The organism is Micromonospora fiedleri, assembly GCF_016774385.1.
GTDB classification, from domain to species: Bacteria; Actinomycetota; Actinomycetes; order Mycobacteriales; family Micromonosporaceae; genus Micromonospora; species Micromonospora gifhornensis.
Map to the genome: position 1 here is coordinate 1 of NZ_JAETXL010000023.1, position 15,611 is coordinate 15,611.

The following is a 15,611-nucleotide window of genomic DNA, read 5'->3' on the forward strand; positions in this document are numbered from 1 at the left end:
GGGCGGTGGCCGTTGATTCATGTGGTGATGTCAGGGTCCAGGTGATTGCCGTGGTTCGTTGATTACTGCATCGACTCTGTGGCTCACCAGTACTTGGGCAGATCGTAGAAGTGGTTGCCGTTCAGGTTGTCGACGGACTTGTCCGCCATCCGGTCCGCGATTCCGAAGAGGCCGGCCTGCACGACCTGGGTCAGCATGCCGTTCTGCTTCTGGCCCCACGCGTGCGACTGGCCACGTACCTCGAACAGCACAGTGGCGCTGCCGTTGAGGGCGAAGGCCGACCTGGCCTGGCCGGCGTAGTCCCGGTCGTAGCTGTATCCGTCGGCGACCTGGTAGTGGACGTAACGGCTCACCCCGCCGACGAAGGGCGAGTTGGTTCCCGATCCGTTACCCCCGTGGTCGATCATGCCGAGGGCGGCAGCCAGCGCGTGACGGCGAGAGGCATCCTGGTCGAGCAACGGCCAGTCGGCGTACCGCGGGTTGCCGTCGACCTCCGAGCCGAGCGGCGGGAAGTCCAGCGACACCGTCACGTACTGCTCGGTGTCGTTGTTCTGGTTGCACGGGCCCATGTGGTGCAGGTCGACGTAGGCGTGGACCTTGCCGAACTCGTCCCGGAGGTTGACGTACAGGTCACGCAGCGCCCGGGACTCGTTGGTCAGGTACATGCCGGGGAGGGTTTCGTTCGTCGGCCGGGTCTCGGGGGACGGCTCGGCGGTGAGGTCGGCGCTGAAGTCCCGGTTGATGTCGAAGCCCTGTGCGCCGTTGTTGTAGTAGTACGGCGGGTTCGTTCCGGCCAGCTGCGGGAACTTCTGGACCACCTCGCTCCACGGGAAGTCGTTCTGCCGACGGTTCAGCTCCGCACCGTCGGGGTTGAACTTCGGGACAGCGACGATGGTCAAGTTCTCGCGGATCGCCTTGGCCTGTGCACTGCCGCTGGATCCGAGGGTCTTGAGCATCTGCAGCAGGGCCTCGGTGCCGGTCTTCTCGTTGCCGTGAATCTCGCTCGTGATCAGCAGTACGCGGTCACCCGTGCCGACCCGCGCCGCGTAGATGTCCCGACCCCGATTCGACTCTCCGATGACGTCCACGTTGACGCGGCCGTGGCTGGTCGCCTCGATCTGGGCGAGTCGCTTGCCGAGTTCCTCGTAGTTGGTCCAGCCGGAGGTGGCCCGCTCGCCGGGAAGGTTCTTGCAGTCGGCGTTTCCGTTCTCAGCCGACGAGGACGGCGCGGAAAGCGTGACAGCACACAGCGTTGCGACGGTTGTCGACACCAATAGGCGTCGTTTCATCATGACCTCCTACAGTTGTAGAAGTAATGAACTTGAATCGTTTTTCCGGTAGGGCGGCCGCGCCAATCGGATGCGAAGAAACTAAAGGCGTCAGTGAATTTAAATGCAGCCAAGCGCAGCATTTGAGGAAATCTTGAGCTTTCGGTATCGAGTCAGGGCCCCGGCAAAGTCGTGACGATGTCCGAATACCGTGCCGTCCTCGACCGGCCAAAGTGGCGCGTCACTGTCCGCGCGGGCCTCGGCCCGACCAGCGACTTCATCGGCGTGCAGACTCTGGTCGGCGTACCCGGCAAACGTCGTCGCCCCATCCAAGACCTCGGGTGGTTGTCAAGCCCCGGGTTTGCTGGAGAGTTGGTCAGCCGGTTTCCAGGGATGCGGTGACCGGGTGGGTCATCGCGTGTCGTGCTTCGTGCTCAGCCGGTGGGACGTGTCCGAGTTCGCCGTGCAGGCGGCGGTTGTTGTACCAGTCGATGCACTCGACGGTGGCCATCTCCAGCCAGCCCCCCGTGCAGGGCCGCGCCAACGCCGCCGTACGCGTGCCAGCCTGGGCGGTCGCGGCCGACCAGCCGACCCTTTCCGGAACTTCCGGAAAACTTCCGGAAATCATTGACGTGTTCGAAACGCCGTTGCAATACTCCGAACGCGATGGCATCAACTCCTGTCGATTACAACCATGCGTCGTCAGGTGCCATCCGTCCCAAGGAGGACCTGCACATGTACGCCAGTATCGGCGGCTCCCGCCGCCCGTCCGCCCCCCGAAAATCGCGTCTCACCGTCCGGTTGGCCGCGCTCGCCTCCACCGTGGCGCTGAGCGCCACCGGTCTCGCGGTCGCCGCCACTCCGTCCAGCGCCGCCGTCTGCGACGGGTACGTCGGCATCACCTTCGATGACGGGCCGAACAGCAGTACCAGCGCACTGCTGTCCGTGCTTCGCGCGAACGGCGTACGGGCGACCATGTTCAACGTCGGGCAGAACGTGCAGAGCAACCCGTCCGCCGCGCGGGCCCAGGTCGACGCGGGCATGTGGGTGGCCAACCACAGTTGGAACCACGCGCACATGACCTCGATGAACCAGAGCCAGATGCAGTCGGACCTCTCCCAGACCAACTCGGCGATCCAGGCGGCGACCGGCGTCCGGCCGCAGTTGTTCCGCCCGCCCTACGGGGAGACCAACTCGACTCTCCAGTCGGTCGCCTCGTCGCTCGGCCTGCGCCAGGTGATCTGGGACGTCGACTCCCAGGACTGGAACGGCGCCAGCGTCAGCCAGATCGTCTCCAACGCCAGTCGTCTCCAGGCCGGCCAGGTGATCCTGATGCACGACGGCATCCAGAACACCCGCAACGCGATTCCGCAGATCATGGCAAACCTGAGCAGCCGTAACCTCTGTCCGGGCATGATCTCACCGAGCACCGGCCGAGCGGTGGCGCCGGACGGCACTCCGCCCCCCACCACTCCCCCGCCGACCAGCCCGCCGCCGACCACGCCTCCGCCCTCCGGCTCCGCCAGCCAGATCGTCGGCAGCCAGTCGGGTCGATGCATCGACGTACCCAACGCCTCCCAGAACAACGGCACCCGGGTACAGCTCTACGACTGCCACGGACAGACCAACCAAGCCTGGACCTACACCTCGGACAAACAACTTCGGGTGTACGGCAACATGTGCCTCGACGCAGCAGGCTCCGGCAACGGCGCCGCCGTCCAGATCTACACCTGCCACGGCCAAAGCAACCAGCAATGGAACGTCAACTCCAACGGCACCATCAGCAACGTCCAGTCCGGACGCTGCCTGGACGCCTGGAGCACCGCCAACGGAGCACAGGTCCAGCTCTACGACTGCCACGGCGGCACCAACCAGCGATTCAGCCTCGTCGCACGATGACCATCGCCGGGCGGGCTCGACCTCACGTCGGGCCCGCCCGCTCGGCACACCAGCAGCCATCCGCGACGAGAGGCGAAATGACAAGGCTCTGACCGCGTTCCGCAGTCAGAGCCTTGTCCGCTTTGCGCAGCCGAAGGGAGCCGTCTCCAGGTGTGAACTCACGGCGGGACGGTCGGGTTGGCCTTGATGCGGGGCTATCCAGCCTGATGTCGCCCACCCCGGTCGGATGCGGCTGGCACGGTAGCTGAACTTCGCTGCTGTACCTCCGACGTCTGTCTCGCCCAGCCGATGAAGCGCCGGTGCAGCGCACCGGCCGGTGCCCAGGGCATGTCCTCGGCAGCCTGGACGAGACAGACACCGAGATAGAGAGCCAGCGACACCGGCGCGTCCGCGTACTCCGCGCGCAGCTCCCGCCGCCGCGTCGGGCACGGCCAGGGAAGGTCACAGCCACCGCAGCTCCAGATCGGCATGACCGGGCCGTGGGTGGTCACCGCACACCGCCCAGGAACCGGGCCACGCTCGCGCGAGCCTGCCGACTCGTCGCCCACTCCACCTGCCAACACGGGTACGGCACCAACCGCGCCCACCACACCCGACAACCAGCACACATGCCGTCCAACCCTCGGACGTGCACCGCGAGAATGGCTTGCTCCGCACCGCTGGTCATTGCTCCTCCTCCGTCGGCCAGTGCCCGCGGTTGATCGGGATGCGGTGTCGGTTTCGGCAGGGCAGGTCGGCCCCGCACCGGCACAGCCACCTCCACTTGCGCCACGACCATGCCGGTCGGTGTCGCCGCGCCAAGGTCATCGCTACGGCGATCAGGTACTGGTCGTAGGACACTCGTCGCCCCGGTGGCGTCCTGTCCCGCATTACTGGCCCCCTCCGCCGGGCAGCGCCCCATGGCCGACCCCCAGCCACGGGACCGGTTCTAGAACGTTCGGTAACTGCGACGCTACGATCACCACGACGGCGGTGGGACTCACCCGCAGTACGAGTGAGCAGCCCACATGTCGGCCGCAGCGGTTGTTTCCGGGCGGGAACGTCGACCACCGGTCAACGTAGGGATGACGCATGGCAGGTCGCGGACGATCAGCACCACAGCGGGGCGAGGTGACCGGCTACCTGCTCAAGCTGATCCGGGAGTCCATTCCGCTGACGCAGGAGCAACTCGCCGCCGACCTGGACGTCGACCGCGTGACCGTGCAGAGCTGGGAGTCCGGGCGTCGGCCCTTCACGGCGGTACCGCTCGGGCAGGCGTTCGCCGTCCGCCGCAGGCTCGGTCGGCTCGGAGCGAACGTGACCCTGCTCGCCGCACTCGACGACGCCGCCGAGGCAGACTTCATCCTCGCCGCAGTCCTGGACGGCCAGGCGGATCGGTGCGACATCGCCGAACAGCCGCTCGGCTGGTGCGTACTCACCCACCGTCTGACCGATCTGATCCTCTGGGCTGTTCTCGGGCAGACACCGACCTTCGCCAGAGGCATACCCGTCGCCCATGCCCGGCGAGGTCCGGTGGCGTCGGGGCCGGCCCTGCCCGCCGACGAGCAACGCGCGTTCTTCACCCGGCTTCACGTACTCGCCGAACGTGCAGCCGCCGGACGTGACCCGAGCGTTCTGCTGCATCGACAAGCCTGCTTCCTCGCGGGAATGGACCCCACCAGGACAGCCGCCGGATGGCTCTCCCGGACCACCACCCGCACCCGCAGGGCGATCACGTTCCGAACCTGGTCACCGCTGTGGCCTGACGCCCGCTCCGTCGTCACATCCCTTGCGAACCAGGGCGACCCGGAACCCTTACGAGACTTCCTCGCCCGCGCGCATCCGGACGACGCCTGCGAGCGAGCAGCCCTCAACTACTCCGCCTACTGGGTCGGCGAGATCCCGTACCGCCAACACGACGACTCATTCATGCCGGCTCCGCTCGCAGACTGGCACGGCTCGGTTCTCTTCCGGCACCTGGTCCAGCGCCTCGACCCCACGCACCCCTTCGTCGACCTCAACGTCCACAACATCTGGGCTCTGCTCGCCGTACGCCGCAGGCTCACCCTCGACAACCCCGCCGAGAGCCGCGCGCTCCTCAGACGCAGTACCCGGATCCTGGACAGCGACCACATCTCTCCACAATCCCGGCAGGAACTAACCTCTATCGTCTACAGCCTGCGAGCAGACGGAGTCACCGGCACAGGGACGGGCAGATGAACGACGACCACGACGCCGCCGGAGCCATGCGCTTCATCTTCGAGGCCGGCGTACTCAAACGCGCCGCCCGCACCGGCTGGTGGTTCGCCGGCATCAAGCACCCCGAATCCATCGCCGAACACTCGTTCCGAACCGCGCTCATCGGGATGATGCTCGCCGCCATGGAAGGTGCCGACCCGGCCCGGGTATCGATGCTGTGCGTTCTGCACGACACCCAGGAAACCCGGATCACCGACATCCCACACATCGCCAAGCGCTACCTCACCGCCGCGCCCAACACCACCGTCACCGCCGACCAGGTCGCCGCCTGCCCACCCGCCGTCGCTGACCTCATCAACGCCGCCGTTGCCGAGTACGAAGCGGGCGAGACACCAGAGGCCATCGTCGCCCGCGACGCCGACAAACTGGAATGCCTCGTCCAAGCAGTCGAGTACCGCCACCAGGGCATAGACAACGTACAACGCTGGATCGACAGCTCACGCGCGGCACTCAAGACCACCAGCGCCCACCGCCTCGCCGATGCCGCCCTCACCGGACAACCCCTCGCCTGGCTCACCCCTCCCCCACCACCGGCATAACCACCAGCACCAGGCACAGACCTACCATCGAGCCGATCACCTGAAGCAGGTTGACCCCTCGCTTGTAACTCACGGCAGGCCGGTCGGATCGGGTGTCGTACGAGGTCATCCGGCCTGGTGGCGCTCCTGCCGGTCGGGTTCAGCTGGCACGGTTGCTGTACTTCGCCCCTGTACTTCCGACGGCTGCCTGGCCCAACCGATGAAGCGCCGGTGCAGCGCACCGGCCGGTGCCCAGGGCATGTCCTCGGCAGCCTGGACGAGACAGACACCGAGATAGAGAGCCAGCGACACCGGCGCGTCCGCGTACTCCGCGCGCAGCTCCCGCCGCCGCGTCGGGCACGGCCAGGGAAGGTCACAGCCACCGCAGCTCCAGATCGGCATGACCGGGCCGTGGCTGGTCACTGCACACCGCCCAGAAACCGGGCCACGCTCGCGCGAGCCTGCCGACTGGTCGCCCACTCCACCTGCCAACACGGGTACGGCACCAGCCGCGACCACCACACCCGACAACCGACGCACATGCCGTCGAGCCCACGAACGTGTACGGCGAGGATTGTCCGTTCCGGCCCGCCGGTCACTGCTCACTCTCCTGCGGCCAGTGCCCGCGATTGATCGGAATTCGGTGCCGGGCACGGCAGGGCAGATCGGACCCACATCGACAGGTCCACCGCCACCGCCGCCAACACCAGACCGGCCGATGCCGACGGGCAAAGGTCAACGCGGTAGCCGACAGGTACTCGTCGTAGGAGACGCGCCGGCCGCTCAGAGATGACCGCCCGGACGAGTTGGCCACGCGTCGGGTCACCGGAGGCCCTCCGATCGGCGTGGGCTGAGCCGAGCTGCCGAATCGTGGTGGCCCTGGCACCGCCGTAGTTGCCTCGCGTGGTCGAGCAGCCGCTGTTGCGCCGCCGCCTGTTCAACGTCCTGGTACCGCTGCCCGGTCCCGGGCGGTGGCGGCGGTTGAGGCCGCCGAAACAGCCACCGCATCGACGCGCACAGTTCAGACCAGGTCGCCACAAACACGCCCCCTCGATCGAGCAACAGGGGCGGCGACGAGACTCCGTCCGGCTCTATCGGGTGTCAGGCAGGCACAGGCTCGCCGCCGCCAGTGACGGGAACGCTACGAGTGGTCACCGGCTGTGGCGGGGAGAGTTTGTACCTCAGGGAGAGTTACCCGATCATGCCGATGGCCAAGGCCAACTCTCGGGCGTCCTCACCGACCGTGCCTGGCCGGTTCGACAGTTCCAGGGCGACAGTGCGGGCGTACGGGTTGTGTCGCACCGTGTCGACGCTCTCCCGCAGTGCCCGGCCGAGCAGGTGCATCGCCGCGACCTCCCCACGGTCCAGCATGTGCGCCCGAGCGGCATCGATCAGCGCGGCAGCCCGGCGGGTCTGCGAGGGCAACGCCCGATAGTCGGTGGCGTCGGCCCGCCGCACCGCCTCACCCGTGCGGCACAGGTCCGTCTCGATGGTGACCGCGTACGCCGCACACGCCGCCGATCCGAACATCAGCCACGGATGGACGTACCCACCGCCGAGTCGGCTCGCGGCCGAGTCGGCGGCATCCCACGCCCGCCAGGCCCGACCGGCCCGGCCAGCCTTGCTGTGGCCCAGCGCGATACCGAGTTGCACCTGACCCCATCGCGCCAACTGTTCACCACCCGCCGCCGGATCGACCAGACCTGCAGCCTCGGCCAGCACCTGCTCGGCGGCGTCGAGCTGGTTCGCGCCCCGATAGACGTGCGCGTAGTACCAGGCAGCCACGGCCATCGCCGCCGGGTCGTCGGCGTCCTGGGCGGCCGACATCGCCCGGTCGGCGGCGAGCCACACCAGTTCCGGATACGGCTGATGTGCCAGGTACAACTGCACCAGGTGATACACCCGCGCCAACTCCGCCAACGCCAGCCGACGGTCCCCGCCATCGAGCATCCGAGCGCTCCGCTGCGCATCCGTCAGCAACCCCGGAAGCACCGCCGCCACCGCCGTACGCTCAGTCGTCGACCGATGCCACAACGCCCACGCCTGATCCACCAGATCGCGCATCACGACAACCGGTGTCACCGCGCCCCCCGGCACCGATGCCCGCTGCATCACCGCCGCCACCTTGCCGACCTCGGAATGCCCGGCCCTGGTCACCGACGCCACCGGTAAAGACTGGTCACCGGTCAGATCCGCAAGATCCGAGATGTCGAGCACCTCGGCCAGCCGCAGCAACATGGGCAGACGGGGCGGCAGTAGCCGACCATTCTCCAACGCCTTGACCCACTCCGCGCTACGCCCCACCAGCCCGCCGAGAACTGGTCGGGTCTTCCCCGCACGCTCGCGATACATCCGAAGGCGCGCACCGAAGGTCGCGGAATCGCTCATCATCGTCTCCCAGGTAGCGGTCTGGGCAGCGGACCACCAGCCACTACCCGGCAGACCACCACAGTCGACGGTACTCCCGCCCATCGTCCCGACGCGCCCCACCACGACAGCTAATGCCGCAACCGCCAGGCAAGTGCTTCCGACCTTCGCTACCCCCGGGCCAAGGGCTCCATCGACCCGTCGCTTTATCTTCTGGGCGCTCCGTTGGCAACCCCTGATCCTTGATCGAGTTCTCGCAACGCTCAATAACACTCTCGGCATAACGCCGGGCGTCCAGGAGTAATAGCCCAGGGTAGTTCTTAGATCGACGGTAGGCCGACGTGGATCTCTTCACGGAGCACGTCCAGGGCGCCCTTAGCCGCGACGGCGACGTGTGCCCAGGCTGTTTGCCAACTCACGGGCGGGAATGCAAGGCCGATCTGCTGAAACGCCATGACGGCACGGTGCCGGGCGTCCCCGTGCTGGGCGCTGACGCGGAGGCGACGGAGGTGGATGAGCGTTCCGATCGCGGCAGTGACCCGATCTGCCGCGTCGACGTCAAGGACTGCTGAAAGGTAGCCCCGGATGGCTTCGAGCGCCCCACCCTGCGGAGGTGATGACTGCCCAGGCTTGACAACCTGACCCAGTACATCCGCCAGTGCACTCATCAGGGAATTGAACTCCTCCTCGCTAGTGCATTCCCGGGTGAGGCGGGCGACACTGGCCGGGTCAAGGTTCACGAACAGATGCGACCCAGTCTTGTACCTCCACACGGCATCGAGGTAGCCGACGGCATACGGAATGTCGAGCGCGCCGAACGACAGTGGTGCGCGTGGCGGACCGGGTGGCGCTACCTGCTCAATGACGCGGTCGAGGTAATCATCGATCGTGACCAAGCCGCGGTAAGCGCGCAACACCGCCGGTACCTGGACTGTCCACTCCTCTTTCCCCGGGTCGGGCTGCCGTACTACGGAATAAAGGAATGGTTCATGCGCGAGCAGCTGGCGGACCTTGCGCATCGTCGCCTCCACAGCTGAGGCCGCGTCGGCGCCGATGCTCGCGTTTTAGCAGCTCTCCCTTGATTTCTGCGCTGGTCACCGTGGCCTCGACGACCTGGGTCGGGGAGGGGACAAGGTTTCGCTTTCGGTCGACGAAGTGCCGGATTGTGGTAACGAACGACCGGAGAAGAGGCTCCGCCTCCGGTAAGTACCGCAGGCCGGCGACGGTGAGCGCGATCGGCTTATCCAGCCGGACCGGCGCGTAGGAGTCCTGGCGCCACGTTAGTCCATAACTTGGTGACACCGGGCCCCGCTCCCCGACGCTCGGGAGCGATGCAAGGACGTCGGCGGCGGTGTCGATGCCCAGACGGGACTCAAGCGTCAGGTCGACGTACTGCCAGATCGGCCACTCACCGACCTGATCGAACTGCTCGAAGATGACCCGGATCAGGTGTTCCTGTTCGGGGTTGAGCGGCTCTCGCAGCGATCCAGCCACCATTTTCGCCGCCTCCTTGCTGGTCGCCTCCGGACTGGCTCTGCATCTCTCTGATGCTCACCCTGGCTGGTCTGACTTGGCCGCAGCCGTCGTCGCCTCCCCACGGGCTGATCATCCTAAAGCGCGGGTCGGGGCGTTGGGCAGGGTGACGCTGCGGTTGAACCGGATGCGGGCCGCCCTCCATGTTGTCGGTTGCAGTTCATGGGTGCGCAGCATGCGCGAGCGAGGGCGTATGTAGAGATCAGCCACCACACCACGCCGGTGCAACCGTTCTCCGAGCCGACGGAAGGCATCCTCGATCGCCGCGCGGTCCAGCAGTGGGTCTTCGGCGCTCATGCGACGTTGATCTCCTGCGCTGACACGAACACGCCACGACGACGGAACGCCGCTGGGGCATGGACCACCGCGTCGACCCGAGCAGCACGAGTGTTGAAGGGAAACCAGAATCGTCGCAGTGAGCGTGTCTCGACCCATGACGGTGCCCCACGCCCGTCCTTGGCCGCCAGGTGTTCCGTCAACGCCGCCAGGAACACGTCCCAGTGTTCGTCGCCAGTGGTGGATGGCTCCTGCTGCAACAGGGCGGCACGCCTCTCCGATGGCTCCCAGCGGTACTCCTCAAGGAACTCTGCCACCAGCCGCCAGCGTCGCGTCTCGTCGGCGTCGGCGTCGGCGTCGGCGTCGGCGTCGGCGTCGGCGTCGGCGTCGGCGTCGGCGTCGGCGTCGGCGTCGGCGTCGGCGTCGGCGTCGGCGTCGGCGTCGGCGTCGGCGTCGGCGTCGGCGTCGGCGAGCAGAGCACCCAACCGCGCCACCGTCAGCGGTTCGTACCTCCGCACCACGACTCGGCTCCTCACGCCCCTGGGCCCGGTACGCCCGCCGACAGGTTGACGGCCAGCCGTGCCCAGCCGCACCTATCAAGAATGACAAGAGGCCCCGATCATCAATGTGATCCGGGCCTCTTTTTGCTTGGGCGATACTGGGATCGAACCAGTGACCTCTTCGGTGTGAACTCTCGGCAGACCGGTCGGATCGGGTGTCGTACGAGGTCATCCGGCCTGGTGACGCTCCTGCCGGTCACCTTCGGCTGGCACAGTTGCTGTACTTCGCCCCTGTACTTCCGGCGGCTGCCTCGCCCAACCGATGAAGCGACGGTGCAACGCACCGGCCGGAGCCCAAGGCATGTCCTCGGCAGCCTGGACGAGACAGACACCGAGATAGAGAGCCAACGACACCGGCGCGCCCGCGTACTCCGCGCGCAGCTCCCGCCGCCGCGTCGGACACGGCCAGGGAAGGTCACAGCCACCACAACTCCAGATCGGCATCACCGGGCCGTGGCTGGTCACCGCACACCGCCCAGAAACCGGGCCACGCTCGCGCGAGCCTGCCGACTCGTCGCCCACTCCACCTGCCAGCACGGGTACGGCACCAGCCGCGACCACCACACCCGGCAACCAGCACACATGCCGTCGAGCCCGCGAACGTGCACGGCGAGGATCGTCCGTTCCGGCCCGCCGGTCACTGCTCACCCTCCCCAGGCCAGTGCCCACGGTTGATCGGAATCCGGTGCCGAGCACGGCAGGGCAGGTCGGCTCCGCAGCGGCAGACTCGCCGCCACCGCCGCCAACACCAGACCGGACGATGCCGCCGGGCAAAGGTCAACGCGGTAGCCGACAGGTACTCGTCGTACGAGACGCGCCGGTGGCCTGGGGGCGGTATGGCAGGAAAACCTGCCCGCGCTGGGCTCACCGGTGGCTCCCTGTCGCGTCCCCGGTGCGCTGATCACTTGCTGTCGGCGCATACGGCGTGGTCTGGATCGGTTCGCGGTGCCACTGCGTGTCCCGTGACCTCTTCGCCTGGTCCAGCAGCCTCCGCTGCGCTGCGGCCTGCTCGGCAGCCTGGTGGCGTTGGCCCGTTCCGGGCGGCGGGGGTAAGTCTGCGCGTCGCAGCAGCCACCGCAGAATGTCGCGCAGCTCGGACCGGATTGCCACAGGTTCCGCCTCCCTCGTCATGGGTCGGCGGGTGGCGACGGCAGCGCGGCTGTCAGGTGTCGCGCTCGGGTTGGCGTCGCCACCCGGCGGACAGAGTCGGCGTAGCGGGTGCTTCCTGCCGTCGTGTCCTGATCGGAACGTTATGGACGGCACGGTGGGTGATGGAACACCTACGCACCACTAGTGGGCGGAGACCCCCATGCGCTCGCACAGGCCCCGCAGTTCCGTAGAGACCAGCCCTCGACGCAGCAGCCCACGTGCGACTTCTCTCGCCGCCGTCGATGACCGGGTGTGCTGCGGGCCGACCCGTTCGGCCGCCAGCAGCATCCGCACCGCGTCTCGTTCCCGTTCAGCCGCCACCATCGCGCGGGTCATGTCCAGCCAGTAGTACACCTGCCGCACGGCGGGAAGTTCCCCAACCGCCACCCCGGCAGCCGCCTGCAACGCCTCCTGCGGACGTCCGGTGTCGAGCAGGTAGGCCATCCGCCACAGCGCCACGTTGCTCGGCCCCCACAACAGGTCCCAGCTTGTCGTCTCCCCGGTGTGCGCGGCGATCCGCGCCGCCTCGTCGAGGTGCTCCTCGGCCGTGGTCTGATCCTTCGTGCCGGCGAGGTGGTGCGCGCGGGCCAGGTGCAGGAACCCGAGCACATCCAGCGCGGTTTCCGCACCGCTGCCCTCCAGGTCCGCTCCGGCCCGATCGCAGTACGCCCGCGCCGGGCCGTACGCGCCGGTGTACGCCGACACCCGAGCCCGATTCGCCGCCGCCACCCCCACCGCAACCGGGTCATCAAGCAGGTGCGCAGCCTCCGCACAACGCTCCGCTGCCAGCCAAGCGTGGGCCGAGTAACCCACGTTCAGCAACGAACCCATCGCCACCCCGTACACCGGCACCATCAACCGGTACGCCGCCCGCTGATCAGTCACACCATGCAGTGCCGGAAGGAGGTCCACCAGCCGGCGCAGGGCCCCGGCGTAATCGCACCGTCCGTACAGATCCCGCACCAGCGACGACTCCCGGGCCACCTGCTCCACAGTGGCCGCCCCGACGACCGGCGGCCCATCGAACGGATACGCCATCATCGCCCGCCACACCCGCTCGGCGTCGATACGCGCACCATCAAGCTGCCGATCAGCAGGCGTATACGGCTGCCCCGTAAGGTCGAACACCGAACACTCCAGGGCAGCGGCCAGATCAACCACCATGTACCGATCCGTACGCTGAACGCCACGCTCGATCCGCGACCACGTCGTATGCGAAATACCCGCACGACTCGCGGCATGCCGGATACTCCAGCCACGCAACTCGCGCCGGGCCCGGATACGCTCACCCACCGACGGGTCAGCAGGTATAGCTCGGCGAGGCACAGCGATCCCCCTCGAACAACGATCAAATGCGGCAGGGAGTCAGCACGACAACCGGCAACCATGCCGCCACCGACGGTACCCCTGACTGACAGCACGTCACAGTCCGCCACCCGGTGACAGTCCCCGGGGCCAAGCACCTCGCCCCACGGCACTCACAGGTTGAAGCGGAACTCAGATCGACTGTCCCGCGACCAGCGACAACGGCACGCGACGCCTGCTCAAGCCGCCTCCGCGCTTGTCATGATCGCTCGCTGGTTGACAGCATTTCACGGTGTCTTGTGCCCCGGGACACCTCGGGTGCGAGATAAGGCCGGTGGGCTCAGACCAGTGCTGATGCTGCTGCCAGATTAGTTGCAAGACCACCGAGGACACCTACAGCAGAGCCAACGGTCATCTTCATCCAGGCCACCTTGCCTCCTTCGTCGATCTTCCTCATGACTGCGGTAGAGATCAGCGAGAAGATGAAGGCGAACAGCGTGATGAGTAGCACCGGCCCCAGGACATTCAGCCCTGGCCTGAGCCCACCGGCCTACCCACCATAGTAGACCCCTCGTTTGTAAGTTCTGGGCGCTCTGTCTCTGAGCGTCCGGGCGCATCCGTCACCTGGGACAGCCGTACGTGAACGATCAGGTACGGCGGTCCGCGTCCTGTCCCGTTGCTGTCACCGCTGCTGTCGCAAGTCTGCGAAGCAGCGAGCACTACCGCTCAGGCTAATGGTCACACCCTGGCTGCGCAGGGTTGCTCACGGACTCGCGCTTCCACTCGTGGTGGGCTGCAAGCTCGGCGCGTTGACCGGGGGCAGGCTGTTTGGCCGGTCCATGCAGCCGTTGATGAAGGACAAGCGTCGTCGCTCCTGGAAGTCAGCGTCATTGGCGCGGTTGTTGCTGGGCTTGTTCATGTCGTTCTCAGCGTCCTTGGCCCCACTAGTGACCCATGAGCTATCACAGGATGCCTCGTCAACGACGATCCCAGTCTTCTCCATCAACTTCCGGCTGCTCTTGCCTTGCTCGTACACGGCGTCAATCGCCTCAGCCCGGTCTTCGAAGCTGTCCCCATTGTCCACTATGTCGCCGATCGTCGAACATGAGGCGAGAGCCGCCATGACGGCAACTGCAACCACTCCGGTCACCACGCGTCTCCACATGAGGACGGAGTGTATCGACATGGCTGCGTCTAGCGCTTCCCCTGACTTGAGGTCAATGCTGGCTGGCCGACGACCCAGACCACGACCCAGGCGGCCCCAACCACGGCACGAACTCGGGGAGTTGAAGCGGAACTAAGGGCCGCTGTCTCGCTACCAGCAGCGATACCGTCCGACACCTGCTCGCCCGGCGAATCGGCTGTCATGGTTGCTTGTTGATTGACGACGTTTAACGGTGTTTTGATGCCCCGTGTGCGCCCCGGAGGCATGACCCCGAGAACTACTGGGGTCATGACCGGCCGTCCTCGTCGCCGCTGGCTGGCGAGTCACGCAAAACGTCAACGCCCAAGATTGACTGGGCCATCATCTGAATAACACTTACTCGATCTTCCGGCGAGAGCCGCTCAACAAGACGCTCGACAACCAGAATCTTCGACAGCTCTACAGGATGGTCGAAGTACTGGCGGAGCTGTGCAGCCGCACCCTCCTGTGATTTGATAAAGGTTCTGCCAAGGTATGCACCGAGAGCGCCACCAAAAGCACCTATGCTGCCAGTCGTTATTGCCGCTGCAACTGAGTCTGAATACCAAACAAGCGCTGCCGACGCAATCAGCAACAGGAAGCCAATGGATGCAGCCAACTGAGCGTTTCGGAAACTACTTCTCGACTGATTCGTTGCAATTCGGTGATAGAGATCTAGGCGCCGCTGGTTCAGCACCCACAGGTCTTTCAAATCAAGACTAGAATCCAGTTCTTCATTGTATGCTGCGAGTAGCCGACTACTCTCCAACTGAACTTGAAAGTTATTGAACTTCGAATCCGCATAAATAATATCGAAGAGCGCGACAGCCAGGGCGCAGCCGACAAACCACAAAACTACACCCAATATCTGGAAAAGCACCCTCAGCCAAGGCGTGTCGCTCAGGTTCCACCACACCGTTGCCTGCAAATACACGCCGCCGAGGATCAACGGTATCCAAAAGATTTTTAGTACTCGTGCAACCTTAGCCCCTTCCGGCGTCGCCTTCCAGAGCCTCTTTAGTTGTGCGGGAGTTAGAGATTCGGCATTCGAAGTATCAGCTTCCTCTTCGCCTGCGGATTTCTTAGTAGATTCGGCGACCACCTGGAACCCTTCACACGGCGATGTAGCTGTTATCTGGAGCGCAGCCGCTCATACTAGATGACATCAACAACGCTCGCTACCAGCGAAGCCATCCCGATGCTCCTATGGAGGTCAAGGGGTGAGGGCGGCGAAGTCGGCCCGGAGGGCTGTGTAGACGTCGCGGACGATGTAGCGCTTGAGGCAGCGGAGGATCTCCTGCTTGCTGAGGCCTTG

General features: G+C 66.1%; 16 protein-coding genes and 2 pseudogenes. 3 read left to right on the forward strand and 15 right to left on the reverse strand.

Features of this window, described 5'->3' with window-relative positions; all coding sequences use genetic code 11:
• Positions 1 to 83 precede the first annotated feature (83 nt).
• Together JMF97_RS30310 and JMF97_RS31870 are read right to left on the reverse strand one after the other, a co-directional pair.
• Complete coding sequence (locus JMF97_RS30310) at positions 84 to 1,289, reverse strand: M14 family zinc carboxypeptidase (protein WP_238360459.1); 1,206 nt, start codon at positions 1,287 to 1,289, stop codon at positions 84 to 86.
• Positions 1,290 to 1,644: 355 nt separating this feature from the next.
• Positions 1,645 to 1,779: a hypothetical protein gene (locus JMF97_RS31870; protein ID WP_273543975.1), complete on the reverse strand. Its 135-nt coding sequence runs from the start codon at positions 1,777 to 1,779 to the stop codon at positions 1,645 to 1,647.
• Positions 1,780 to 2,003: 224 nt separating this feature from the next.
• On the opposite strand from JMF97_RS31870, the gene JMF97_RS30315 reads away from it, so the two are divergent.
• Positions 2,004 to 3,167: a polysaccharide deacetylase family protein gene (locus JMF97_RS30315; protein ID WP_238360460.1), complete on the forward strand. Its 1,164-nt coding sequence runs from the start codon at positions 2,004 to 2,006 to the stop codon at positions 3,165 to 3,167.
• 194 nt (positions 3,168 to 3,361) lie between these two features.
• On the opposite strand, the gene JMF97_RS32140 is transcribed toward JMF97_RS30315, so the two are convergent.
• Both JMF97_RS32140 and JMF97_RS32420 read right to left on the reverse strand, forming a co-directional pair.
• Entirely contained in the window at positions 3,362 to 3,658 is a 297-nt protein-coding gene (locus tag JMF97_RS32140; protein ID WP_307817149.1) for a hypothetical protein, read from the reverse strand.
• Positions 3,655 to 3,834, reverse strand: coding sequence for a hypothetical protein (locus JMF97_RS32420; protein WP_438803785.1), 180 nt, complete (start codon positions 3,832 to 3,834; stop codon positions 3,655 to 3,657). Before JMF97_RS32420 ends, JMF97_RS32140 begins: the two co-directional genes overlap by 4 nt.
• Positions 3,835 to 4,238: 404 nt before the next feature.
• On the opposite strand from JMF97_RS32420, the gene JMF97_RS30330 reads away from it, so the two are divergent.
• Positions 4,239 to 5,366 carry a helix-turn-helix transcriptional regulator gene (locus JMF97_RS30330; protein ID WP_203224646.1) on the forward strand — a complete coding sequence of 376 codons (1,128 nt, stop codon included), beginning with the start codon at positions 4,239 to 4,241 and terminating at the stop codon, positions 5,364 to 5,366.
• The gene (locus tag JMF97_RS30335) at positions 5,363 to 5,944 is read left to right on the forward strand and encodes an HD domain-containing protein (RefSeq protein ID WP_203224647.1); all 582 of its coding nucleotides are present in this window, start codon (positions 5,363 to 5,365) and stop codon (positions 5,942 to 5,944) included. The genes JMF97_RS30330 and JMF97_RS30335 overlap by 4 nt, the downstream gene beginning before the upstream one ends.
• 398 nt (positions 5,945 to 6,342) lie before the next feature.
• Here JMF97_RS30335 and JMF97_RS32145 read toward each other — a convergent pair.
• The 11 genes and pseudogenes from JMF97_RS32145 to JMF97_RS30385 form a co-directional block, all read right to left on the reverse strand.
• Positions 6,343 to 6,714, reverse strand: a pseudogene (locus JMF97_RS32145) (hypothetical protein).
• Between the two features lie 400 nt (positions 6,715 to 7,114).
• A complete protein-coding gene (locus JMF97_RS30340) occupies positions 7,115 to 8,311 on the reverse strand; it encodes a helix-turn-helix domain-containing protein (RefSeq protein WP_203224648.1) in 1,197 nt (398 codons plus the stop codon).
• Positions 8,312 to 8,610: 299 nt separating this feature from the next.
• Entirely contained in the window at positions 8,611 to 9,309 is a 699-nt protein-coding gene (locus JMF97_RS30345) for a hypothetical protein (RefSeq protein WP_203224649.1), read from the reverse strand.
• A complete protein-coding gene (locus JMF97_RS30350) occupies positions 9,278 to 9,787 on the reverse strand; it encodes a hypothetical protein (RefSeq protein WP_203224650.1) in 510 nt (169 codons plus the stop codon). The genes JMF97_RS30345 and JMF97_RS30350 overlap by 32 nt, the downstream gene beginning before the upstream one ends.
• 108 nt (positions 9,788 to 9,895) lie before the next feature.
• Complete coding sequence (locus JMF97_RS30355; protein WP_203224651.1) at positions 9,896 to 10,120, reverse strand: hypothetical protein; 225 nt, start codon at positions 10,118 to 10,120, stop codon at positions 9,896 to 9,898.
• A complete protein-coding gene (locus JMF97_RS30360) occupies positions 10,117 to 10,620 on the reverse strand; it encodes a hypothetical protein (protein WP_203224652.1) in 504 nt (167 codons plus the stop codon). Before JMF97_RS30360 ends, JMF97_RS30355 begins: the two co-directional genes overlap by 4 nt.
• Positions 10,621 to 11,120: 500 nt before the next feature.
• Positions 11,121 to 11,477: pseudogene (locus JMF97_RS32150) on the reverse strand (hypothetical protein); the annotation flags it as partial.
• Between the two features lie 472 nt (positions 11,478 to 11,949).
• Complete coding sequence (locus JMF97_RS30370; RefSeq protein WP_203224653.1) at positions 11,950 to 13,101, reverse strand: helix-turn-helix domain-containing protein; 1,152 nt, start codon at positions 13,099 to 13,101, stop codon at positions 11,950 to 11,952.
• A gap of 352 nt (positions 13,102 to 13,453) precedes the next feature.
• Complete coding sequence (locus tag JMF97_RS30375) at positions 13,454 to 13,624, reverse strand: hypothetical protein (protein ID WP_203224654.1); 171 nt, start codon at positions 13,622 to 13,624, stop codon at positions 13,454 to 13,456.
• A gap of 252 nt (positions 13,625 to 13,876) precedes the next feature.
• Complete coding sequence (locus tag JMF97_RS30380) at positions 13,877 to 14,278, reverse strand: hypothetical protein (RefSeq protein ID WP_203224655.1); 402 nt, start codon at positions 14,276 to 14,278, stop codon at positions 13,877 to 13,879.
• A 286-nt stretch (positions 14,279 to 14,564) separates the two neighbouring features.
• Positions 14,565 to 15,398 carry a TRADD-N-associated membrane domain-containing protein gene (locus tag JMF97_RS30385; RefSeq protein WP_203224656.1) on the reverse strand — a complete coding sequence of 278 codons (834 nt, stop codon included), beginning with the start codon at positions 15,396 to 15,398 and terminating at the stop codon, positions 14,565 to 14,567.
• Between the last annotated feature and the right edge of the window lie 213 nt (positions 15,399 to 15,611).